We start from the raw sequence: 24,571 nt of genomic DNA on the forward strand, positions 1-24,571 counted from the left end.
AGCTTATGAAACGCGTGGTTTCCATAAAGATGTCTGTTATATTGCTACTGCTATTAGCGTTGTCGATGGCAGTAGCTACTTTTGTTGAAAATGATTTCGGTACTCTTGTAGCTCGAGCTTTCGTCTATGAAGCATGGTGGTTTGAACTTATAATGATTTGGTTATCCATTAATTTTCTTTTTCATATCAAAAGGTATAGGCTGTTTTCAAAAAGTAAACTTCCTGTAGGATTACTACATTTGGCGTTTATTCTTATTATTATAGGAGCAGGTGTAACCCGTTATTTTAGTAAAGAAGGGATGGTGCATATCCGTGAAAATCAAACTGTAACTTCCTATACTACCAATGAAAAGTATATTCAGTTTCAAACCGAAAATGCCTATTTCTACAAAAAATCACAACCTATTCCATATTTTTTTTCGGAAGAAACCATGCAAATTGCTGACAATGATAACCACTTCGAATGTGTTCTTACGGAGTATTTACCGAAAGCTGTCCAAAAATTCGTTGATGGGGAGGAGTCATTTCTCGAAATTGTCATGTTGGACAAAGATGAAGAAAGTAGCTATCATTTAATGAAATCTGGACAGAGCCAGAAGGTTGACAATTATTCTTTAGCTTTTCAATCTGATCAAGAGCATGTGTTTAAAATACAAAAGAACGAAAATAATTGGCAATTGTGGAGTGCTATTCCACTGCATACAATTCATTTGGAATCCCAGCAGATGTCCAGTTTCTCACCACAACAATGGACTAATGTTATGCCACATACGGTCTATCGTTGGTCGGGAGGTTCTTTCATGATTGAAGCTATCCATGATAATAAAAAGTTGGTTTATGAACCTTTAAGTAAGGATGATAAAGCGGAAAAAGAGGTAAGTGTCGTTAAGTTAGAAGTCAGAAATGAAGGAAAATTAATCACGGAGAGCTATTTTTCAGCTACTAGAAATATTCCCGAATGGCAATGGTTTGATTATCAAGGTGAAAGATACGCTTATACATACGCTTCCAAGCAAATAGATCTTCCTTTTGCTTTGAAACTTAATAAGTTTCATTTGAAACGTTATCCAGGAAGTGAAAGTGCCGAAAGCTATACGAGTTATGTTGAGGTCATTGACGGAGATAAGTCATTTTCGTATAATATTTTTATGAATAATGTTCTTGATTATCAGTCGTATAGATTTTATCAATCGTCCTATGACAAGGATGAAAAAGGTACGTTATTGTCACTCAATAAAGACCGTGAAGGAACTATAATCACTTATTTAGGTTATGGGGTGTTATTCTTTGCAATGTTTTGGTTACTATTCGCTTATGGAAGTCGTTTTAGTTTTTTAAATCGTAATTTAAAAAAAATAAAAACATTGGATATAGGTAAGTTGCATTCTGTATTGTTCATGTTTTTTGTGTTGCCTTCGTTTGCTCAGTCCGGAGGTTATTTAGAGGAACATATTATCCCGCAAGAAAAAGCTCAAGAGTATGGACGTTTGATTGTTCAAGATTTTGACGGACGAATGAAGCCGTTAACTACCTTAGCCTATGAAATTACCAGAAAGTTAACAGGAAAAACTAGTGTGAACCTCAATACACATGAGGGTAAAAAAATTCAAATATCGCCAGAACAATTTTTGATAGCCTTACAGAAAAGTCCAGAAACTTTTGCTGAAAAGCCACTTATAAACATAAATACTGATAAAGGAGCCATTGTATTTAATATTCTGAATGTCAATCAAAAAAGAATGCTCCAGTTTACGGATTTCTTAGATGCCAGTGGTGCGTATCTGCTCAAGGATGTGGTAGAAGAAACCAATCGGTTGAAACCTGCCCAGCGTTCTGAAAGTCAGAAGGAATTACTCAAAGTAGACGAACGTTTTAATATTCTCTACAATGTATTTACAGGTAATTTTTTACGACTATATCCTAATACGAAATCTCAAAACAATAAATGGTTAACAGCTGACCAGTTTTCAGAATTTGAAGAGCAAGATGCTGATTTTGTGAAAAACATACATAATTTCTACATTGCAGGATTAGAAAAAGGAATGCAAACCAACGATTTTTCCGAAGCCGATCAGGCTCTTTCTTATTTGGCAACATATCAAAAAGAAGCAGGAAAAAATGTATATCCCACCAAGAACGAAGTAGAAGCTGAGATTTTTTACACTCGTACTCGTATAGGGAATTATCTCTTTGGAATATGTATTTTATTAGGAGGAGTTCTTCTTATTTTTAATATTTTAAGTTTATTTCTGTCGGCTAAATGGTTGCAAAAGACACTGACAGTAGGGTCTATTTTGGCTTGTATTATTTGGGTGGTATTTACTTTTGATTTAGGGTTACGTTGGTATATCGCTAAACATCCGCCGTGGAGCGATGGATTTGAAATGTTGTTATTTGTTTCATGGGGGATTTTGCTTTTTGGATTGCTCTTTGTTCGAAAATCCTCGTTTACCTTGCCTTTAGGTTTGCTTTTTTCGGGGACGTTGCTTTTAGTGAGCTTTTTGGACTGGCTTAATCCTGAAATTACGACATTGAAACCAGTACTCTATTCCTATTGGCTGAAAATTCATGTGACTGTGATTGTTGGAAGCTATGCACCTTTAGGCTTGTCCTTTGTTATTGCTTTATTGTCCATGATTTTGTTAATATTCAAGCCGTTACAACCCAAGAAAACGTGGTGGCGAGGCATGCAGGAAATGATTGTTGTACAAGAAATGGCAGTTACTATTGGTTTATTTTTGCTTACTGCGGGGACGTTTTTGGGAGGAATCTGGGCAAACGAAAGTTGGGGACGTTATTGGGCTTGGGATCCTAAGGAAACTTGGGCATTGATTTCGATTATTGTGTACAGTGTGGTGGTACATTTGCGACTCATTCCAAAATTTAGAAATGCGTTAGTTTATTATCTTGTGACTATGTGGGCATTTTCTACTATCGTAATGACCTCCTTTGGGGTGAATTACTATTTAGTAGGGCTTCATTCTTATGCTACAGGGGATCCTATTCCTATTCCCAAATGGGTTTATTTTGTAGTAGCGTTGTTAGTGGTCATAAGTGTTTTTGCGTGGTATTCCTACAAAAAAATGCCTCAGGAGGAACGCAATAAGTTGTATAGTAATTAGTTTATTTTGTAAAGAATTCTCTCCGATAAAAGTTAAATAATCTTAAAGTATGATTTAATTTGCAGATAATATTTACCTTTAAGCCTTTAATATAAATTTATCAGTAAAATGAAGAAAATAATTGTAGCAATTGTTGCGGCTTTTACATTCGTTCCGAGTGTGATTCGTGCCGATGAAGGGATGTGGTTTTTGATGTTTATTGAACGTTTGAACCAACGTGATATGCAGAAAAAAGGTTTGCAGCTCACGGCAAAAGAGATTTATGACATCAATAACAATAGTTTGAAAGATGCTATTGTGCAGTTTAACGGAGGGTGTACAGCGAGTATTATTTCTCCCAGAGGGTTGGTGTTGACAAATCACCACTGTGGTTATCGTCAAATTGCTGAAGTTTCTACTCCCGAAAACAACTATTTGCGTGATGGTTTTTGGTCAAAGAGTGACCAAGACGACATAAAACCTTCCTCGCTCTACGTACGTTTTTTTGTGCGTATGGATAACGTAACTGAACGTATGTTGGCAGTGGTGAATGATCAAATGTCGGAAAAAGATCGAGAAGCAGCTTTGAATCGCGAAACTGCAAAGATTATTAAAGAAAATAGTGAAAATGGAAAATATGTGGTTTCAGTGCGTCCGTTTTTTCAAGGAAATGAGTACTATTACTTTGTTTACCAAGATTTTAAAGATGTACGTTTGGTAGGTACGCCAGAGGAAAGTATTGGTAAATTTGGGGGTGATACTGATAACTGGGAGTGGCCTCGTCAAACAGGAGATTTTTCTTTATTCCGTGTCTATACCGATAAAAATGGAAATGCAGCCGAATACGCAGCTGATAACATTCCAATGAAATCCAAAAGACATTTGGCAGTGAGTATCAAAGGGGTTAAAGAAAATGATTTTGCAATGATTTTAGGTTATCCAGGACGTACTAACCGTTGGGTGCCATCGCATTGGGTAGATCAAAATGTGAAATATGCCTACCCTGCATGGGTTGAATCTTCAAAAGCGGCTATGGACGGTATGAAACCGTTTATGGATGCTGATCCTGCAGTTCGTTTGATGTATGCTTCAAAATATGCTCAAATTGCGAACTACTGGAAAAACAGACAGGGAATGATTGAGGCTTTAACTCTCCACAAGACTGCTGATGTGAAACGTTCTTACGAAGCAAAATTTGCAAAATGGGCAAGAAAAAAAGCTAATAGAGCCACTTACGGAGATGTGCTACAAACCATTGCAACCTATTTTGAGCGTACCAATGAGCGTTCAGCTGATAGAAATTATTTACAAACACTGTTCCGTGCCACTAACTTTAGTGTTCTTCCATTCGAGTTGAACAACCAATTAGGGAAATTAGTTGAAGCTCCACACATGGCGAGAATTACAATGGCTGCATCTATAGATGAAAGGCTTTCAGCTGTTTACGATAATATGCATATTCCTGCGGAAAAAGCTATTTTAGCAAAAACCTTGAAGTTGTACGCGATGAAAGGCAAAAATTTAGCAGATGAAGTTGAAAAAATTAATAGAGAATATCGAGGTGATTTCGACCGCTTTGTTGAAGAAGCTTTTTCAGTGAGCGTGGTAGCAAGTAAAGAACGTGTACAAGAGTTTATGGACAATCCAAATGCAGAAAGACTTAAAAATGATCCGTTGATTTTGTTGTCTAAATCATTAATAGCCAAGTTGCGAGAAAGTTCAGAAGAATTAAACGCGTTGGAAGATGCTTACAGTAAGGCATACAGAAAATATGTAGATGGTTTGCGTAAATCAGGTATCAGTCGTATTCAATATCCAGATGCAAACTCAACGTTGCGACTTACTTACGGAACTGTTAAATCGCTACCTGCCGATCCTCGCAACGCAGATGCTTCGTTGAATAACTACACAACATTCAAGTCAATGGTAGCAAAATATAAACCAAACGATCCAGAATTTGATATGCCAAAACGATTGATGGAAATGTATGATAAAAATGATTTTGGTCGCTATTTGGATAAAGATGGAACAATGCATGTTAATTTCTTGACTGATAATGATATTACCGGAGGTAACTCAGGTTCACCTGTTATGAACGGGAAAGGGGAGCTTATCGGTCTCGCTTTCGACGGAAATATCGAAGCTATGGCGGGAGATGTAATCTTTGATTCTAAATTGCAACGTACCATTAATGTGGATATTCGTTATGTACTTTGGATAATTGACAAATATGCAGGAGCAAAACATATTGTTGATGAAATGACTATTGTGGAATAGGTAGTAAGAGAGGCTGTTCAATGTATTGAACGGTCTCTTCTTGATATGGAACATAGGGTTCGGCAAATCCCAGATACAAGTTAAATAGTAACATTTTGTTATATTTAACTTTTTAGGATAGCATGACCACATGTGTTTATCCACAAATCAAATATAAGAAGCATAAAACACTGAAAAAACTATCTATTTTACTACATAAATAAATATAAAGTAGTATATTTGTACCCGAATTTTAATAAAACTAACTAACAATTATTACAGATATGTCAAACGACATCCGCATTCGAAAAGGGTTAGACATTCGCTTAGAAGGGGAGGCTGATAAGGCAATAAAGCAACTTCCGCTGGCTAAAACGTATGGTATAAAACCCGATGATTTTCATAGAATCATCCCTAAACTTATTGTAAGAGAGGGTAGTGAAGTGAAAGCAGGCGAGGCTCTTTTTCATTCGAAAAGTGATGAGCGTATTTTGTTCCCTTCGCCAGTCAGTGGTAAGGTGACAGAAATTGTTCGTGGGGAAAGACGTCGGATTTTGGAAATTCGTATCGAGGCCAACGGACAAGAGTTCAAAGATTTTGGAAAAAAGAACGTACAAGAGTTGTCAGCAGAACAAATCAAAGAGCATTTGTTAGCTTCGGGGTGTTGGCCGTTTATCAAACAGCGTCCTTACGACGTCATTGCCAATCCTGATGACAAACCAAAGGCTATCTTTGTTTCAGCTTGTAAAACTAATCCGCTTGCTCCCGACTATGACTACGCCTTGAAAGGAAAAGAGGTTCAGTTGCAAGTAGCTCTTTCTGCATTGGCGAAATTGACCACTGGAAAAGTACATGTTTCGGTGTTTAAAGACAGTTCTTTGTCTCCTTTCCGTAACTTCAAAGACATTGTGCTTCACAACGTATCAGGGCCACATCCAGCTGGAAATGTCAGTACACAAATTGCTAAAATTGACCCAATTAACAAAGGGGAAGTGGTTTGGGTAGTGACTCCGCAAGATTTGGTAGTTATTGGCGAACTTTTCTTATCGGGGCATTTCAACATTACACGTACTTTAGCTCTAACGGGGTCTTGTGTTGAAAAACCACAATACGTTTCCGTAGTGGCAGGAGCTCAGGTAAGTAGCGTAGTGAATGGAAATGTTAAATCAAGTGGGACGCGTGTAATCAGTGGTGACGTATTGACAGGTAAAAAGGTGTCAGAAGACGGATTTTTAGGATACTACGACGACCAAATTACAGCAATTCCAGAAGGTGATGATTATGAGTTCTTTGGATGGAACAAACCTATTTTTAATAAAGTTTCCACCACGAGGGCAATGACTTTCTCTTGGCTCAATCCGAAGAAAAAATACAACCTAAACACCAACACCAATGGCGAACATCGTGCCTTTGTGATGACGGGTATGTACGAAGAAGTTTTTCCGTTGGACATCTATCCGATGCAACTTTTAAAAGCGTGTTTGTACAAAGATTTGGACGAGTTGGAAAACTTGGGAGCTTACGAAATTGCCCCTGAAGATTTTGCACTTACTGAATTTGTTTGTGTTTCAAAACAACCCCATCAGAAGATTATCCGTGAAGGTTTGGATTTAATGATGCAGGAGTTGGGATAGGTGTTTGATTTTTAATTTGAAAAACATTATGACAAAGTATTATCAGCCTTCTGGGAAGTATTCTCCCGTTGCGTTTGTTTATTTTTTATTGGTATCGTTGTTCGTACTTCCGTTGTTGGGAGGTATCTACGCTTACGCAACTTGGTATATTCCGTTGGTTTATATTAATGTGTTGATTACCATTATGTTCGGATTTGCTATTGCTGGGGTGATTGCAAATTTAGTTATCAAATTAGGGAAGGTTCGTAACTATGCCTTAGGGGTTATCTTTACTCTATTGGGTGCTTTGGTAGCTTATTATGCTCAATGGATAGTTTGGGCAGATTTGGCATTGAATACGACCGATACTATTGGGAATAATCGTATTGGGGTGGCAATCAGCAACGTCAATTTTGGAGAATTATTTCATTTGTTACTGAATCCTTCTGATTTGTTTTCATTGATAGCCGAAATCAATTCCGTAGGAACTTGGGGAGTGAAAGGTTCGACAGTTAATGGTATTTTTCTTTCGATAGTATGGGTAGCCGAGATTATAGTGATTTTCTACGCAGCTTTCTTGGGAACTAAAAACCAAGCGAAACGACCTTTTAGCGAAGTTGCTGACAAATGGTTTAAGGAAGAAAAACTTCCGTTGTTATCTTACATTGAAGATCAAGAATCGTTTAAAAGTGATTTAGAATCAGGTGATTATGAGCGAATCTCCGAATTAACCTTGTCTGATAAAAAGCAAAGTCATAGTTTTTTTGTTTTATATGCCTTAGAAGGTGTTTATTACGTGTCGGTAATTAATAATAAGGCACAACAAGACGATAAAGGCAAAATCAAATTTGAAACCAAAAACCTTATTCAGTATATGCGTATCGACAAAACAGCGTACGATGCACTGAAATTAAGAGTTAGAGCGTAAATTTTTTTTGATTTACCTCTTGCAGAAAATAATAAAATATAACAATCATTCTTTTTAAAAATGAGCTTAAAAAGTAAATTACATACGTTAAAAGAAAAGTATAAAGGAACGAAGCTGGAAACGACGTTCAATGCTTTGCATACGTTCCTTTATTTGCCTAATGAAACGACCCACGGCGGTACGCACATTAAGGCAGCTGACGACCTCAAACGTACGATGAATACCGTGATTATGGCACTGATTCCGTGTCTTATTTTCGGGATTTTTAACGTGGGGTATCAGCATTATGTAGCTACGGGAACTTTATCGCACGCCGTAGGGCTACCTTTTTTTAGTCCCGAATTTTGGTCGTGGCAAAACTTCTCTTTCGGAGCTATAAAAGTGCTTCCGTTGGTAGCGGTTTCCTACGCCGTTGGTTTGGGAATTGAATTTGTGTTCGCCACCCTTCGCGGACACGAAGTAGAGGAAGGATATTTGGTAACGGGAATGCTCGTGCCGCTTATCGTTCCTGTGGATTTGCCCCTTTGGATGCTTGCCGTAGCGGTGGCTTTCGGGGTAATCATCGGTAAGGAAGTTTTCGGAGGAACGGGAATGAACATCTTAAACCCCGCACTGACCATTCGTGCGTTCTTATTCTTCGCCTATCCAACTTCGATGAGTGGGGATAAAATTTGGGTACACGGAGCTACTGAAAGAGCAGGTGAAATCGCCAAAGGAGCGAATTTAGATGCTATTTCAGGAGAAACTATTCTTGGGCATTTGGCTCAACAACACGATATTACAGACAAGTTTTCTGTTTCGGATATGTTCTTCGGATTTACGCCGGGTTCTATCGGTGAGACATCAACTTTGCTAATTATTTTAGCAGCTTTATTCTTGATTTTCACTAAAATAGGAAGTTGGAGAATTATGTTGAGTATGGTACTTGGAGGATTGGCAATGGGGTATATTTTCAATGCCTTTGCTCCTGCTATGGAAGGTACTAAATTCTTCACTTTGTGGAGCTTACCGGCTTGGCAACATTTGTTGGTGGGTGGTTTTGCTTTCGGTACGGTGTTTATGGCAACCGACCCTGTTACGGCATCGCAAACCAATACGGGGAAATACATTTACGGATTTTTGGCAGGTTTCATCTCGATAATGATTCGTTGCTTCAATCCTGCTTACCCTGAGGGAGTGATGTTGGCAATCCTGCTAATGAACGTATTTGCTCCGACCATTGACCATTACGTGGTTCAGGCAAATGTGGCAAGAAGAAAAAAACGTCTAAAAGCTAAAACTGCATAGATATGTCAAACAGAACTGAAAGTAATTCATATACAGTGATTTTTGCCATCATAATGGTAATTATCGTAGGAGCGTTGCTTGCGGGGGTTTCTTCGGCGTTGAGCGATAGAATCAGCGAGAATAAGAAGTTCGAAAAGCAACAAAACGTACTTTACGCAATGGGCGTAAACCGCAATCAGAATACCAATTTGGGCGAAGGTGATGTAACTTTTGTTCCGACCAACGAGGTTACTGCCGAGTTTAAAAAGTACATCAAAGGGCAATACTTTATAAAAGGAAATCAAGCCGTTGAGGCCGATTTGATTGAAGACCCGAAATGGACTGCCGAAAAAGGCTTACCGCTTTTTGTAGGTGAGAAAGAAGGCAAAACGTTTTACATCATTCCCGTTTTTGGAAAAGGACTTTGGGACGCTATCTGGGGCTATGTGGCTGTGGATAAGAATCTTATCGTACAAGGTGTTTTCTTCGACCACAAAGGAGAAACTGCCGGGTTGGGGTCAAACATCAAAGAGCGTTTCTTTATGGACGACTTCATCGGAGAGCATTTGTTGGACGCTTCGGGCAACTTCCAAAGCGTAGAGGGTTCAAAATCAAATGGCGACCCTGAGAACAAACGCAAAGAAGACGGCAAGGTAGATGCCATTGCAGGGGCAACGCTTACCGTAAACGGAGTAAACGAGATGGTAAAAACGGGCGTTGGTGCGTACGTTGATTATATTAAAAACTTAAAAAACTAATATTATGGGACTATCAAAAAAAGACGTAAAATTGGTTACAGACCCGCTATGGGATAACAACCCGATTACCGTGCAAGTGTTGGGAATTTGTTCCGCATTGGCAATCACGGCACAGCTTAAAGCGGCTATCGTTATGGGATTGTCCGTAATATTTGTGTTGGGAGTAGGGAACGTGGTAATTTCCTTAATTAGAAATATTATTCCTTCAAAAATCCGTATCATCGTACAATTGTTGGTGGTAGCGGCGTTGGTAATTATCGTTGACCAAGTGCTGAAAGCCTTTTCGTACGAGTTGAGTAAGCAACTTTCTGTATTTGTGGGGCTTATCATTACAAACTGTATCATTATGGGACGTTTTGAGGCATTTGCTTTGGGAAATACGCCTTGGAAATCGTTCTTGGACGGAATTGGAAACGCAGGCGGATATGCGTTGGCTCTTATCATTGTGGCTTTCTTCCGTGAGCTTTTAGGTTCGGGAACGCTTCTTGGATTTCAAGTATTGGGCGATCCTATCAAAAAGACAGGTTTGTATGCATTAGGATATGAAAATAACGGATTTATGTTATTGGCTCCGATGGCTCTTATCACTTACGGAATTGTGATTTGGATTCAGCGTACACGTAATAAATCCTTAATTGAGGAATAATTAGTAACTAAATAAAGATTAGAAAATGGAATATATAGAACTGATTTTTAAGTCGATATTCGTAGATAATATGGTATTTGCTACCTTCTTGGGTATGTGTTCCTATTTGGCGGTGTCCAAAAAAGTATCTACGGCGGTTGGTTTGGGAGCAGCGGTTATTTTTGTATTGGCTGTAACTGTTCCAATGAACTGGCTACTGAACGAATATTTGCTCAAAGAAGGAGCTTTGGCTTGGTTGGGCGAAGAGTATGCAAGCTATGATTTGAGCTTTTTGACCTACATTTTGTTCATCGCAACGGTGGCTACAATGGTTCAGTTAGTAGAAATCATTGTTGAAAAATTTGCTCCTGCATTGTACAACTCTTTGGGGATTTTCTTACCGCTTATTGCTGTAAACTGTGCGATTTTGGGAGGTTCGCTTTTTATGCAATCTCGTGAAATTCCGTCTATTGGTTTGGCGGCTACTTACGGATTGGCTTCGGGAATTGGTTGGTTTTTGGCAATTGTTGCCATTGCTGCCATTCGTGAGAAAATCCGTTATTCAAACGTTCCGCCTGCACTTCGTGGATTAGGAATTACCTTCATCATCACGGGGCTTATGGCTATCGGGTTTATGAGTTTCGGTGGTATGCTTGCAGGCGGTACCAAAAAAGCTGAAGACGAGCAAACCAAAGCGATGATGGAGCAAAAAGTGGAGAAAAAGGAAAAATTAGCCCATAACACAAAAGATTTTTAAGAAATGATATTATCAAGCAGTATATTAGTAACAGTAGCAGTAACGGTGATTGCTTTGCTGGTCATTACGTTATTGTTGGTAGCTTTGTTGTTGGTAGTTAAGCAGAAATTAGCCCCGTCGGGTCCTGTGAAAATCACCATCAACAAAGAAAAAGTAATTGAAGTTCCTTCGGGAGGTTCATTGCTTTCTACCTTAGGAAATCAAAAGATATTTTTGCCTTCGGCTTGTGGTGGTGGAGGTTCTTGTATCCAATGTGAATGCCACGTGCTTTCAGGTGGAGGAGAGGCACTTCCTACCGAAACGCCTCACTTCACTAAAAAAGAATTGAAAGAAGGAGCTCGTTTGGCTTGCCAAGTGAAGGTAAAACAAGATATGGAAATTTCAATTCCTGAAGAAATTTTTGGTATCAAAAAATGGGAAGCTGTGGTGGTACGTAACTACAACGTGGCTTCTTTTATTAAAGAATTTGTGGTAGAAATTCCTGAGGATATGGATTATAAACCGGGAGGATATATTCAGATTGAAATTCCGCCGTGCGAAATCAAATATTCGGATATTGATATTACAGCACATCCTGCTGAACACCCTGGCGAGCCTGACAAATTCAAAATGGAGTGGGATAAATTCAACCTTTGGCCTTTGGTGATGAAAAATACAGAAAGCGTAGAGCGTGCTTACTCAATGGCTTCGTATCCTGCCGAAGGACGCGAAATTATGTTGAATGTTCGTATCGCTACGCCACCTTGGGACAGAGCTAAAAACGGCTGGATGAGCGTGAACCCTGGGGTAGCTTCTTCATACATTTTCTCTCGTAAGAAAGGGGACAAAGTGGTAATTTCAGGACCTTACGGAGAGTTCTTTATCAACGAATCCAACGCCGAAATGTTGTATGTAGGTGGTGGAGCTGGTATGGCTCCGATGCGTTCGCACCTGTATCATTTGTTCAAAACATTGAAAACAGGACGTAAGGTAACGTATTGGTACGGAGGTCGTTCCAAACGAGAATTGTTCTACTTGGAGCATTTCTGGGAATTGGAGCGTGAGTTCCCGAACTTTAAGTTCTTCATTGTACTTTCCGAGCCGCTTCCTGAGGATAATTGGAAAGTGAAAAAAGACATTCACGACACCGAAGGAGACGGATTTACAGGGTTTGTTCACAATGCGGTAATTGACCAATATTTGAGCAAACACGATGCCCCCGAAGATATCGAATTGTACTTCTGCGGACCTCCGATGATGAACAAAGCGGTACAAAAAATGGGGCAAGACTTCGGCTTGCCTGATGAAAATATCCGCTTCGACGACTTCGGTGGATAGGTCTTTCACGATTTGATTTTTTTCAAAATAATAAATCCTCGCTGTCATTGGACGGCGAGGATTTTAAATTTTGAGTTCCACACTTAACTACATATCAAATTCCGGTGATGAACAGGTTTCTTCTCAATCATTCGTTTGATGAGATTATTGAATATATTATCTTTCGATTGAGAACGGTTAATTCGGTATGAAAATTCAGCCAAATATCTATCCATATTGAAATCTGAAACTCGACAATAAATCGTTCTCAACCAACTTTTTACTTGGTGTATTATGGTATGTAAAATAGGAAAATTCTTCCCTTTATTACTCGGTATTTGTTTGATATTGAAATCTTTAATAGGTCTGTAACCTTTCCAATCATCAGTGGTCACTTGGGCGGATTTATCAATATGTTTATCAAAAATTGTCCGTAATGATTTGGCAGAATAATCTTCTATTTTATTGGCATAGAATCGTTTAACCTTCCCATCATCAGTTAGTTCTATGGCACAAACAATCTTTTTTTTCTTTGAATCGTAACTCCTACCTTGTTTGCCATCTTCTTTCCCTCCCACAGTAAACTCGTCCACTTGAACTTGACCATTCATTTTATGTAATTCATTGGATTTCATTGCTTCACGAACTTTGTGCATAAACAATCGAGCCGTATTTTCGGTAATTCCATAACGAACAGACATTTGTAAAGCTGATAGGTTTTTAGTGGTTGCACACATCTCAAAACAAATAAAAAAAGCCTTACGAAGCCCGAATTTTACTTTGTGAAAAAGTGTTCCTGCCGTAGGGCTTTCTGTATCAGAACAAATGTTACAAGTTCTTGAAAAATCCTTGCGGATTTGGCTTTTTGTATGCCCACATTTACGACAAACAAAGCCTTTTTCCCACTTCCAATGAGCTAAATATTCTTCACAATCTAAGTCGGTTTTGAAGCGTTCAGTGAACTCTAAAAGATTTTGACCGTTAAAAATTTCCATAACTACCTGATTTTATGAACTGCAAATATATGAAATTATATGAGGAACTCCACAGCCGTCCGAAAGTTTTTTGAAAACGACATAAAAACCCTTGTCAATCCTTTATTTATAAGGGCAGACTTGTTTGTTGTGCGGAATTATCTCTGTCAAAGAGTGTGTTTTCAGGTGGTTTTTTCACTTTTTTTACGGTGGGTTTCAGTTCGTTGCAAACATAATTCAGCGTCAGATAGTGCATAAGACACACCCTTATTTTCTCGGAAAAATTACTAAATGCCGTCTTTTTATCGCTGTAAAATCGCTTAATCAGCTCCAACAGAAGATAGCAAATCAAAGCTACATAAATCTGTGATTTTACCGCATTTTCACTTGTGCCAAGAAAAGTTTTTATCTGTAAATTTTACTTCATAGCCTTGTTTGAAGTCAAAACGATGATTTCATCTTTGAGGATGTCGTGGTCTTTTTCATCAGGCAGGTCTCGTTCTTCAAGACTTTGGTAGAGCGTGTTGGACTTAATTCGCGTAACAAAAGTATTTTGGCAATGGATTCTGCCGAGCATCAAACTAAAATCAAAATAGCCTCTATCCTCAACAATGATGGTGTTTTTCGGATAGATATTTTGTTGTAATCCTTTGCTATCGTGTGTTTTAGCTTCGGTGATATTGACCATTTCAGGCAATCCAAGTTGATCGTCCCAAACGGTGTGAATTTTGAGTCCGCCTTTAGCTGTCCGAATCAAGCGAAGCGTATCATGAACACCTTTGAAACAAATAAAATTTTGTGAATAAATTTTGCCCAGTTGAAAAGACTTAAACACAGGCTAATGGTAGTACTGTCAATGATTTTTATTTTGTGGTTTTGGATTTCATCGATGATATGACTTTGATGTTTGGCTTTTAAAGAGTGTTTGTAATACTTTAAAAGACTGGAATACAAATCTTTAAATACTCCATAATGTCTTACTTTGTTTCCATCACTCATTGTTGATTTTGCGGGACTTTGTTTGAGTTGGAGATCGCTTAGGAAGGTGCTACTTACTGATAATTCGCAACTTATGTCGGATAGCGTATAGCATTTATTCAGCTGTCCGAAAGTTAGTGCCACCAATTGATCGCGAGTTTTATAGGCAAATTTTCCTTTATCGGACTGATGTTTAGCGATTTCCGCTCTTAAAATATGCGTAGGAATGAGATCTAAAATTTGTCTGATTACGGGTTTATTTGTATTTTTGCTTCGCCTGAGGAGTGTCATAATTGAAAATATTTGGGAAAATTTCAAATATACGACATTCTCAGGCAACTTTTATTTTAAAAGTTTCGGATAGTTGTGGAGGAACTCAATTTAAATTTTATCACAGCCGTCCGAAAGTTTTTTGAAAACTCATAAAATTCCTTGTCAACCCTTTATTTATAAGGGCAGACTTGTTTGTTGTGCGGAATTATCTCTGTCAAAGAGTGTGTTTTCAGGTGGTTTTTTTGCTTTTTTTACAATCGGTTTCAGCTCATTGCATACATAATTCAAGGTTAAATAATGCATAAGGCACACCCTTATTTTCTCGCAAAAATTACTAAATGCCGTCTTTTTATCGCTATAAAATCGCTTTATCAACTCCAACAGAAGATAGCAAATCAAAGATACATAAATCTGTGATTTCACCGCATTTTCACTCGTTCCAAGAAAAGTTTTTATCTGTAAATTTTGCTTCATCGCCTTGAAAAACAACTCAATATCCCATCGTTTTTTGTACAAATCCGCAATGGTTCTCGCCGTCCAATCCATATTATTGGTGATGATTTCTATGGTTTTGTTGCCATCTTGCTTATAAACCTTTACCAAACGCAATTTCTCTTGATCAATACCACTTTCTACCGCCTTTTTTGAGGTCAAAACGATGATTTCATCTTTGAGGATGTCGTGGTCTTTTTCATCAGGCAGGTCTCGTTCTTCGAGACTTTGGTAGAGCGTGTTGGACTTAATTCGCGTAACAAAAGTATTTTGGCAATGGATTCTGCCCAGCATCAAACTAAAATCAAAATAGCCTCTATCCTCAACAATGATGGTGTTTTTCGGATAGATATTTTGTTGTAATCCTTTGCTATCGTGTGTTTTAGCTTCGGTGATATTGACCATTTCAGGCAATCCAAGTTGATCGTCCCAAACGGTGTGAATTTTGAGTCCGCCTTTAGCTGTCCGATATTTTGCCCAGTTGAAAAGGCTTAAACACAGGCTAATGGTAGTACTGTCAATGATTTTTATTTTGTGGTTTTGGATTTCATCGATGATATGACTTTGATGTTTGGCTTTTAAAGAGTGTTTGTAATACTTTAAAAGACTAGAATACAAATCTTTAAATACTCCATAATGTCTTACTTTGTTTCCATCACTCATTGTTGATTTTGCGGGACTTTGTTTGAGTTGGAGATCGCTTAGGAAAGTGCTACTAACTGATAATCCGCAACTTATGTCGGATAGCGTATAGCATTTATTCAGCTGTCCGAAAGTTAGTGCCACCAATTGGTCGCGAGTTTTATAGGTAGACTTTCCCTTATCGGACTGATGTTTAGCGATTTCCGCTCTTAAAATATGCGCAGGAATGAGATCTAAAATTTGTCTGATTACGGGTTTATTTGTATTTTTGCTTCGCCTGAAGAGTGCCATAATTGAAAAAAAAATGGGAATTTTTCAAATATACGACATTCTCAGGCAACTTTTATTTTAAAAGTTTCGGATAGTTGTGAAATTTTATAAAAGTTTTGGTTTTTGAGAAAATATGCCTATTTTTACTCGGAAAATTGGATAGAAAGAATAATGAAAAAGAAAATAAGTATAAAGGATATCGCCAGAGAATTGAATGTTAGTATTTCAACAGTTTCTAAGGCTCTTAACAACAGTGGAGAGATTAGTAAAGAGATTACTGAAAGAATCAAGGCTTTTGCAAAGTTACATAACTACCGACCTAATTCGATAGCTTTGAGTTTAAAAAATAAAAAATCTAAAACGGTAGGTGTAATCATTCCTGAGATTGCACATGATTTTTTTTCAACTGTTGTGAGTGGTATAGCTAGTGTAGCTGAAGAGAAAGGTTACAATATTGTAACATGTTTTTCAAATGAATTGTTTGAGCAAGAGGTTAAAAATATCGAAACATTAATGCAAACGGGTATTGATGGATTTATAGTGGCTCTTTCCAAAGGCAGTGAAGCTAAAAAGGATTACCACCATTTGCGTGAAATTTTAAATCAAGAACTTTCCTTGGTGCTTATTGATCGAGTGGCTCAAGATATTTATTGCGACAAGGTAATTGTAGATGATGCAATGGCCTCATACAGGGCTGTGAATCACTTAATTCAGGCGGGATACCATCGTATAGGGCTACTGACTGTTCCCAATTACATTAGCGTAGCAAATTTACGTACACAAGGATATAAAAACGCGCTCTCAGATGCTCAAATTCCGATAGATGAAAGTTTAATTTTAGCGGTTGAAGATGTACATTCCGATACAATCATTTCTGAATTTTTTGACAAATGTAAATTTGATGCATTGTTGTGTAATAATGAGTTTTTGGCAGTTAGGGCAGTACGTGAAGCTCACGATCGAAATATTAAAATTCCGCAAGAATTAGGAATTATTACTTTTGCCGATGGTTCTTTGGCGAAGTATTCGTATCCGAAACTTACTGCTATTGATCAACATGGAGCCGAAATTGGTAAAAAAGCAATGGAATTACTCGTTGAAAGTATCGAAAATACTAATCAAGACCGTAATTTTAGAACAGAAATTATAAAAACATCACTACAAATAAGAGAGTCAACCAGGTAATGAATATATAATAAATTATACAATCAGAAAAATACTTTACCTTATCGAAAAAATGAGCTTTATGTTATTGATGATGAGTATTTTGTGTTTTTTGGGCTATACTAAAATTTTTGTGAAGATTATTAAATCTGTATTTTTTGATTTTTAAAAATTTGTGTTCATTCTGTACATTTGTGGTCAAATTCAAACCACAAATACACACAAATTTTCACAAATATGCTTTCAATAAACTAAAATCACTAAAATTATAAGGACTATTTTTTTGAAAGGTCACCACAAAAATTTTACTAATGCCGTTTTTTGATTTAAGCAACCGAAACTTAATTAACTGACTAATGGGATTAAAAAAGAGAAGTTTATTTGTTAGATTTTTATTTTGGAAGGCAAAAAATCTTACCAATCGTCAATTTATTCTCATTTTGTGTGCTGTTATTGGTGTTGTTTCGGGGGTTTTTGCTGTATTCATAAAAAAAGTAACTCTTTTAATTCAATTTGTGTTGCAAAATGGATTGGTAGCTTCTTATCACCGAGCTTTTTATTTCGTTTTTCCCACCATAGGTTTTTTAATCGTGTATTTTATACTGAGGTACGTCATTAGAAAACGTTTAGAGCCAGGCATTCCTTATACCCTTTACGCCATGTCTAAACTCAAAGGCATTATTCCTACCTATCATACGTATGGAAGTCTCGTTACAGCCCCTTTTACAGTGGGTTTCGGAGGTTCGGTGGGATTGGAAGGCCCTATGGTCATTTCAGGAGCTGGATTTAGTTCCTATTTGAGCAGGTTGTTTCACGTAAACCAATCTGATAGAACTTTGCTTATAGCCTGTGCCTGTTCAGCTACCATGGCTGCAATGTTCAAGGCTCCAGTGGCAGCTATCGTATTTGCAATTGAAGTATTTAGTTTGGAATTGACTTTGATGTCACTCTTGCCTCTGATGGCATCTTCATTGTTAGCTGTGCTTACATCTTATTTTTTTCTTGGAAATGAAATTCTGATGCCTATTAATTTAGATGGAGAATTTACGCTGGCAGATGTCCCTTATTACATTGTTTTGGGGATTTTGACTGGAGCAGTGTCTATTTATTTCTGTACAATTTTTCAACGAATAACCGCTTATTTTGAAGAAATTGATAGTCTAATCAAACGTTTGTTTTTTGGTGGGTTGATGATAGGATTGGTAGTTTTTTTCATTCCGCCCCTTTACGGAGAAGGGTTTGAGGTTATGAATAAACTCATTAGTGGCAACCCGAAAGAGGTGTTGCAAAATGCATTTAATTGGGAGGTAGATAATCCTTGGTCTATTATTGCTTTAATGTTAGGGCTTGTTCTCTTCAAAGTGGTTGCTATGGCAACTACCGTTGGAGCAGGAGGGGTGGGAGGAGTGTTCGCTCCAGCTCTTTTCACAGGAGGAATATTGGGTAATTTAGTAGCACGAACCATTAATCAATTACCGTTTTTGGGGCATTCCGTTCCGTTAGCCAGTTTTACGCTCGTAGCGATGGCGGGTTTGGTGGCAGGGGTGTTACACGCACCGCTTACAGCCATTTTTCTCATTGCAGAACTTACAGGAGGACATACGCTTTTTGTACCATTGATGATTGTAGCTTCCGTATCCTTTGCCTTGTCGAAATACTATTTAAAGCATTCACTTTATACAAAACGTTTGGCACAAGAAGGAAACCTAATCACCCATGATAAGGATCATAAGGTACTCACTCTGATGGATATTGATGCAGTGATTGAGAAAAACTTTATTCCCGTAACCGCACAGATGAACTTGGGAGAATTGATTGAAAAGGCTATTACAAAATCTAATCGGAATATATTTCCTGTGGTAAATGCTCAAAATCAGAGTTTTGAAGGTATTATCCTTTTAGACGATATACGTCAGATGATGTTTAACCAAGCGTTATATGATCAAATAAAAGTGGGTGATCTCATGCATCAACCTCCGGCAATCATCTGTTTGGGAGTAGATAAAATGCCTGACATCATGCAGAAATTCCAAGACACAGGAGCGTGGAATTTACCCGTGGTGAAAGAAGGTGCCTATATTGGTTTTGTATCCAAATCAAAACTATTGACGATATATCGCCGAAAATTGATTTATTTCTCCAATTAAAACGTGTATCTTTCTTTAAAAATTTTTCGTAAGAATTTTGACTATTTTGTTGTTAGGTAAGAATTCTTTCAGGATGACTTTCAATACAGTGTAGGCAGGAATGGCAATTACCATGCCTATAACCCCGAAAAGTGTACCGCATATCAAAATTATTAAGAAAATTTCTAATGGACTTGATTTTACAGAGTTAGAAAAAATAAGCGGTTGTGAGAACACATTATCGATGAACTGTCCAATGAGGAAACCTATCAGAACATAAATCGTAGTTGGCAAGGTAACCGACATAAAATCATTGTCGATATTGCTACTCATCGTCAGTAAAGCCATTAGTACAAAGGCTATAATAGGCCCGATGTAGGGTATCAAATTTAATAAAGCACATAAAAACGCGATGATGAAAGGGTTTTGTACTCCAAAAATAAGTAATACGATGGTGTAAATAACAAACAAAATAGTCAGTTGTAGAATCAGCCCTGCAAAGTAGCGTGAAAGTAAGCTGTTGATTTTTACAATTGATGTGCGTGTTCTTTTTACTTGCGAATTCGGTAATAACGACAGCGTTGACTTCATTAGTGAAGTGTTGTTTTTCATGAAGAAAAACGTAATAAAAAGTACAGAAAATAGTCCTGCGCCAAAACTTCCTATGAATGAGATAAACGAGTTTATAAGGTTTGGAATGTCAATGAAATTTAAAGCATCTGATACGCTGAGTAGAGTTTCTTCTTCGTCCTTGCTCACTCCTGTCAATTTAAAAAAATGCAGTAAAAGATTATCCAAATTTGTACGGAGTAGGTCAATGTTAAGTCCCGAAAGATTTTTACCTTGTGAAATTAGCAAAGGAATGAACAAACTGAAAACCCCCAAACTTAAGATGATGAATATGGTCATCGTTAGGATTACACAAACGCTTTTGCTTCTGATTTTTAGTCGTCTGTGAAAAAAGAAAACGAATGGTTTTCCTAAAAGTGTGATTATCAATGCTAAGACTATGTAAATCAGAATCGATTTCAAAAGGGAAAGAGCATAAAGAGATAAAACTACTAAGACCATTATTCCCACAGCTCTTAATATTCCGTTAGCAATCATTTTTGAGTTCATATTATTTTTTATTTAGTGATTTTCTATTTTAAAGTGTTGCCATTGTAGCAACGACATTACACGCTACAATAGCTGCTGTTTCAGTTCGTAATCGGTTTTCACCCAATGAAATAGCCTGAAAACCAGTGCTGAATGCTGTTTTAATTTCTTCGTTAGAAAAATCGCCTTCAGGGCCTATCAGCACGATTAATTTTTGCGGAAAAGGATGGAGTATTTTCGAGAATAATACTTTTTTCTCTTCTTGACAATGGGCAATATATTTAGAACTTTTCTCATCTTTGTATCTATGAAAAAAATCCAATGCACTGATTGGTTCATTGAGCTTCGGTAGGTGAAATTGCAATGATTGTTTCATTGCCGAGAGAATGATCTTTTCAAGGCGTTCTGTTTTTACAACAGTTCGTTCGGAATGCTGACAGATGACGGGTGTAATTTCATCTACGCCAATTTCTACGGCCTTTTCTAAAAACCATTCATAGCGTTCATTCATTTTTGTGGGGGCAACCACTAAATGAAGATTGTAGAAATGTTTTTCTTTATGTTTGACATTCAAAATGTTACCCTCACAACGTTTGGTAGTCGCAAGGGTTATTTCTCCTTCAAATAAATATCCTTTTCCATTGGTAATGTACAGTTGATCGCCTTCTTTTTTACGTAATACTTTGACAATATGCTGACTTTCTTCTTTGTCAAAATAGAAGTTATGGTCATTTTCGTCAATGTTGGCATTATAAAAAAGTTGCATTTTTAGTATTTTGTAGGTTTTGCTGTACGATTTTAGTATCACGGAACAAGGTTACATGTCAGAAATTTTGTTTTATTTCTTCAACCAATTGTTCGAAAAATTACAATCCTTATATGTTCCCTTTACAACGATATGTGTTTTTTCAACTTTTTCATTTATCCATTTTGCGATGGTTTTCAACTGTTTTTCTTTCAGTGTGAGGTCTTGAATTTTCACATAATCTTTCACAAAATCAGCCTTATGCTCCTCATGGCGATTGGTTACTTGGTATATTTTGTAGCGTTTTTTACCATTAGCATCTTCGTCCAAATAAGCGATGGAGACCTCGTTGTCGCCTAGTTTAGAAACTCGATTGTAAAGTACTGGTTCCATACGGGTTAGCTCAAAACGAGAAGAAAGGTCATCAGGATTGACTAATTGTCCACCATTGCCTTTGGTCTCTTTTTCATCGGAAAAGTTACGTGCAGCATCGGAAAACGTAAATTCTTTATTGTCAATACGTTCTTTGATTTTTTCGATTTTCTCTTTCGCTTCTACCAAGGCAGTTCTTGGGACATCAGGAACTAACAGAATGTGGCGAACGCTCACTTCTTTCCCTCTAATCCGAACCATTTCAATGATATGCCATCCAAAGCTTGATTCAAAAGGTTTAGAAATTTCTCCTTCTTGCAGTGTAAATGCTACATCTTTAAAAGTTTTATCATAAGGTGAATTTCGGTTGAAAGTCAGCATTTCTCCTCCTGTTCCACGGTCTTGAGAGTAGAGAATTGCTTTCATAGAAAAACTACTTCCTGTTTGCTCCACATCCGCTTTGATTTCGTTCAATCGGTCAATCACTTTTTGCACTTCGGATTTGGGTGCCACTGGGTCAATGACTATCTGAGCGATTTCCAATTCGGTTCCGAAAATAGGACGTTCTTCTTCGGGAATGGCGTTAAAAAACAAACGCACTTCTTCTGGCGTAACCTCTACATTTTTTACGACTTCACCTTTCATGCGTTGGCTCAACATATTCAATTTAAAAAGATTGAACAACTCCTCACGCATATCCTGTTCATTGTCCTTATTGTAAAATTCCAATAGTTTTTTCATACTTCCGATACGTTCTACCAAAAAGGCAACACGTTTGTTTACAGATTCACGAACCTCGGAATCTGTCATAGGAATACTATCTTGTACAGCTTGGTGAGCGAACAAACGATCCTCCATTAATTTGCCAAGCAATTCGCAACGCGTGATGTTTTTGATGTCCACCTCCTGCTGTTGTAGTTCAGCAAAAGCTTTGTCTATGTCCGATTCTAAAATCAAATAATCACCCACAACAGCTGCAACGCCTTCTACCTTGATTCGCTTTTGAGAAGATGTAATTTCTTCATTTTGAGCAAAAAGTCCACATGCAAAAAATAGCATTCCGATAGCGGTTATGATTTTTCTATTCATAAATAATTTCAAATTGTTTTTTCTTAATTCCTCTATTTATTATGTCTGCTTCAAGTTCTTTTACGAACTCTAATTTTCTCTGATTCAATATGATTTGGCGTAATGTTGGTTTTACATATTCCATTGGAGCCTGTTCGTTTTTTCGTAGCACATTGCGTACCTGTACCAGATATACTCCCGTAGAATCTTTATGATTGGTGAAGAAAATTCTATTTTCTTTTAATTTTTCCTCTAAAAAAGGAAGTTTTTTTACTACACTTTCCGTTTTTACCCAGATCGAATCACCTAAATATATTGAATTGAATTGTAAACCTATCGAATCCAGTTCGTGACGGTCTTCGGCGTTAAAACGCTTTAATTTTTCTTCTAAAGCAGATATTCTTTTTTGTTTTTCGGCCGATGATAAATGTATATAACGCAACTTGATCAGAGATTCATTGAGTAAAAAAGTTTCCTTGTTAGCCTCGTAGAAAAATTGTAAATCTTCCTCCTTGATTAAAGTGTCGATGCTGCTGTTAATCAATCCTTGTTTGTATGAATTCAGATATAGATCCGCTCTATAATCATTTACCAAACGTTCAAAATCTGCTTTTTCATCATCAGAAATATTACGTTCAGCATTGGAAAGCATCAATTCCTTTATTGCCCAACTATTGATGTATTTTTGGACGATGTTTATACTGTCTTCCTTAGTGTAATCTATTGGCATGATGGATTTTATCTCATCTTTATAGAGATATACATCTCCTACACGAGCAATAGCGTGTTTGGGTTTTTCCTTTACGAAATAATCGCAGGAAACAACTATAAAAATACCCAAAAACAGCCATATGTATTTTTTTATCTTCATAAATATATCCCTAAAAAATAGGAAGCACCGTAAAAGGGTTGCAATTTAATGTTTTTTTTTGATTTAATAATTATTCTGAAATATAAAAGTATATTAAAATACTTAATTTGTTTATTTTCAGTCATTTTTGTTTTGAATATAATGATTTAATACCAAAATAAACTATGGATTTCGTGTAATTATTGATGCTTTTTAGAGATGTGAATAATGGAAAGCGTAGAATTTTTGAAAAAAAACTATATACTTATGTCTTAGATTTAACCTAAAAAGTAAATTCACTCTCATCTGAAAATTAGAAACCTTCGGACGGGAGTGAATTTATGGGAGTAGACCATTTGGAAAACTCTGGAGATTCGCGTTATTGGGGGGTAGTACCCGAATAGTATATAGCGTGAAAAGCGTGGTTCATTTGGGTATCTAATTACTCTTGCACGGGCAAAACTAAAGATGGAGCGTATTCTTAAAAAAATAACAAAACAAATTTACATTTTTTTTGTTTTATTTCGTTTTGTTGTTTACTTTTGCTTAAACAAATTCTTAAAAGGCGTAATTGCCACAGCAGTTGTAGCTTTGGTTGCGGGCTACGGAATAAGCAGAGGTGTGAATAATAGTAACGCAGCACTTAGTGATTTGACATTAGCTAATTTGGAAGCGTTGGCTGATGAAGAGGGTTGTGGAGGATTAGCAAAACTTAGTGATCCTATTTGGCATGTAACTGTAGAAATAGGGAATGTTGCTTTTCCAAAAATGACTTGTACGACAGGAGGATGCTATAAATGTAGTAGTAAATAAATTTAATAAAGCACAATAGCGTGTAAATCAACAATATATTGTGCGTTTTAATCTGATTCACATATAGATTTCGATTGCAAAAGATAAACATAAAATAGTTACGAAC

The 24,571-nt window shown here is 37.1% G+C and carries 18 protein-coding genes and 1 pseudogene; 12 read left to right on the forward strand and 7 right to left on the reverse strand.

Annotated features, from left to right (window positions below; all coding sequences use genetic code 11):
- Positions 1 to 5: 5 nt before the first annotated feature.
- From ccsA to nqrF, 9 genes are all read left to right on the forward strand, one after another.
- Positions 6 to 3,122 (forward strand): cytochrome c biogenesis protein CcsA, encoded by a 3,117-nt coding sequence (gene ccsA, locus CGC52_RS08110; protein ID WP_095894050.1) that lies wholly within the window; start codon positions 6 to 8, stop codon positions 3,120 to 3,122.
- 108 nt (positions 3,123 to 3,230) lie between these two features.
- Entirely contained in the window at positions 3,231 to 5,378 is a 2,148-nt protein-coding gene (locus CGC52_RS08115; protein ID WP_095894051.1) for a S46 family peptidase, read from the forward strand.
- A gap of 263 nt (positions 5,379 to 5,641) precedes the next feature.
- A complete protein-coding gene (locus CGC52_RS08120) occupies positions 5,642 to 6,991 on the forward strand; it encodes a Na(+)-translocating NADH-quinone reductase subunit A (RefSeq protein WP_095894052.1) in 1,350 nt (449 codons plus the stop codon).
- Positions 6,992 to 7,019: 28 nt separating this feature from the next.
- Entirely contained in the window at positions 7,020 to 7,898 is an 879-nt protein-coding gene (locus tag CGC52_RS08125) for a hypothetical protein (RefSeq protein ID WP_041913559.1), read from the forward strand.
- Positions 7,899 to 7,958: 60 nt separating this feature from the next.
- Positions 7,959 to 9,185 (forward strand): NADH:ubiquinone reductase (Na(+)-transporting) subunit B, encoded by a 1,227-nt coding sequence (locus CGC52_RS08130; RefSeq protein WP_095894053.1) that lies wholly within the window; start codon positions 7,959 to 7,961, stop codon positions 9,183 to 9,185.
- A 2-nt stretch (positions 9,186 to 9,187) separates the two neighbouring features.
- Positions 9,188 to 9,922, forward strand: coding sequence for a Na(+)-translocating NADH-quinone reductase subunit C (locus CGC52_RS08135; protein WP_095894054.1), 735 nt, complete (start codon positions 9,188 to 9,190; stop codon positions 9,920 to 9,922).
- Between the two features lie 4 nt (positions 9,923 to 9,926).
- On the forward strand, positions 9,927 to 10,568 hold the full coding sequence (locus CGC52_RS08140) for an NADH:ubiquinone reductase (Na(+)-transporting) subunit D (RefSeq protein ID WP_095894055.1): 642 nt from the start codon (positions 9,927 to 9,929) through the stop codon (positions 10,566 to 10,568).
- A gap of 25 nt (positions 10,569 to 10,593) precedes the next feature.
- The gene (gene nqrE / locus CGC52_RS08145) at positions 10,594 to 11,304 is read left to right on the forward strand and encodes an NADH:ubiquinone reductase (Na(+)-transporting) subunit E (protein ID WP_095894056.1); all 711 of its coding nucleotides are present in this window, start codon (positions 10,594 to 10,596) and stop codon (positions 11,302 to 11,304) included.
- Positions 11,305 to 11,307: 3 nt separating this feature from the next.
- Entirely contained in the window at positions 11,308 to 12,621 is a 1,314-nt protein-coding gene (nqrF, locus tag CGC52_RS08150) for an NADH:ubiquinone reductase (Na(+)-transporting) subunit F (protein ID WP_095894057.1), read from the forward strand.
- A gap of 83 nt (positions 12,622 to 12,704) precedes the next feature.
- Here the strand turns inward: nqrF and CGC52_RS08155 are convergent, their stop codons facing one another.
- The 3 genes and pseudogenes from CGC52_RS08155 to CGC52_RS08165 form a co-directional block, all read right to left on the reverse strand.
- Entirely contained in the window at positions 12,705 to 13,595 is an 891-nt protein-coding gene (locus CGC52_RS08155; RefSeq protein WP_095894058.1) for an IS1595 family transposase, read from the reverse strand.
- Between the two features lie 106 nt (positions 13,596 to 13,701).
- Positions 13,702 to 14,843 (reverse strand): annotated as a pseudogene (locus tag CGC52_RS08160) (IS4 family transposase).
- A 156-nt stretch (positions 14,844 to 14,999) separates the two neighbouring features.
- Complete coding sequence (locus CGC52_RS08165) at positions 15,000 to 16,250, reverse strand: IS4 family transposase (RefSeq protein ID WP_095893404.1); 1,251 nt, start codon at positions 16,248 to 16,250, stop codon at positions 15,000 to 15,002.
- A 150-nt stretch (positions 16,251 to 16,400) separates the two neighbouring features.
- Here CGC52_RS08165 and CGC52_RS08170 point away from each other — a divergent pair, with 150 nt between their 5' ends.
- Positions 16,401 to 17,414, forward strand: coding sequence for a LacI family DNA-binding transcriptional regulator (locus tag CGC52_RS08170; RefSeq protein WP_095894059.1), 1,014 nt, complete (start codon positions 16,401 to 16,403; stop codon positions 17,412 to 17,414).
- A 335-nt stretch (positions 17,415 to 17,749) separates the two neighbouring features.
- Entirely contained in the window at positions 17,750 to 19,540 is a 1,791-nt protein-coding gene (locus CGC52_RS08175; protein ID WP_042343451.1) for a chloride channel protein, read from the forward strand.
- Between the two features lie 15 nt (positions 19,541 to 19,555).
- Here CGC52_RS08175 and CGC52_RS08180 read toward each other — a convergent pair whose 3' ends face one another.
- From CGC52_RS08180 to CGC52_RS08195, 4 genes are all read right to left on the reverse strand, one after another.
- Complete coding sequence (locus CGC52_RS08180) at positions 19,556 to 20,638, reverse strand: AI-2E family transporter (RefSeq protein ID WP_095894060.1); 1,083 nt, start codon at positions 20,636 to 20,638, stop codon at positions 19,556 to 19,558.
- Positions 20,639 to 20,666: 28 nt separating this feature from the next.
- On the reverse strand, positions 20,667 to 21,383 hold the full coding sequence (locus tag CGC52_RS08185; protein WP_095894061.1) for a 16S rRNA (uracil(1498)-N(3))-methyltransferase: 717 nt from the start codon (positions 21,381 to 21,383) through the stop codon (positions 20,667 to 20,669).
- Between the two features lie 72 nt (positions 21,384 to 21,455).
- Positions 21,456 to 22,823, reverse strand: coding sequence for a peptidylprolyl isomerase (locus CGC52_RS08190; RefSeq protein ID WP_042343446.1), 1,368 nt, complete (start codon positions 22,821 to 22,823; stop codon positions 21,456 to 21,458).
- A complete protein-coding gene (locus tag CGC52_RS08195; RefSeq protein ID WP_198540561.1) occupies positions 22,816 to 23,673 on the reverse strand; it encodes a peptidyl-prolyl cis-trans isomerase in 858 nt (285 codons plus the stop codon). Before CGC52_RS08195 ends, CGC52_RS08190 begins: the two co-directional genes overlap by 8 nt.
- A 447-nt stretch (positions 23,674 to 24,120) precedes the next feature.
- Here CGC52_RS08195 and CGC52_RS08200 point away from each other — a divergent pair, with 447 nt between their 5' ends.
- Positions 24,121 to 24,465, forward strand: coding sequence for an NVEALA domain-containing protein (locus tag CGC52_RS08200; RefSeq protein ID WP_095894062.1), 345 nt, complete (start codon positions 24,121 to 24,123; stop codon positions 24,463 to 24,465).
- The last annotated feature ends 106 nt before the right edge of the window (positions 24,466 to 24,571 follow it).

Origin of the sequence: Capnocytophaga sp. H2931, from assembly GCF_002302535.1 — a bacterium.
Lineage (GTDB): Bacteria > Bacteroidota > Bacteroidia > Flavobacteriales > Flavobacteriaceae > Capnocytophaga > Capnocytophaga canis.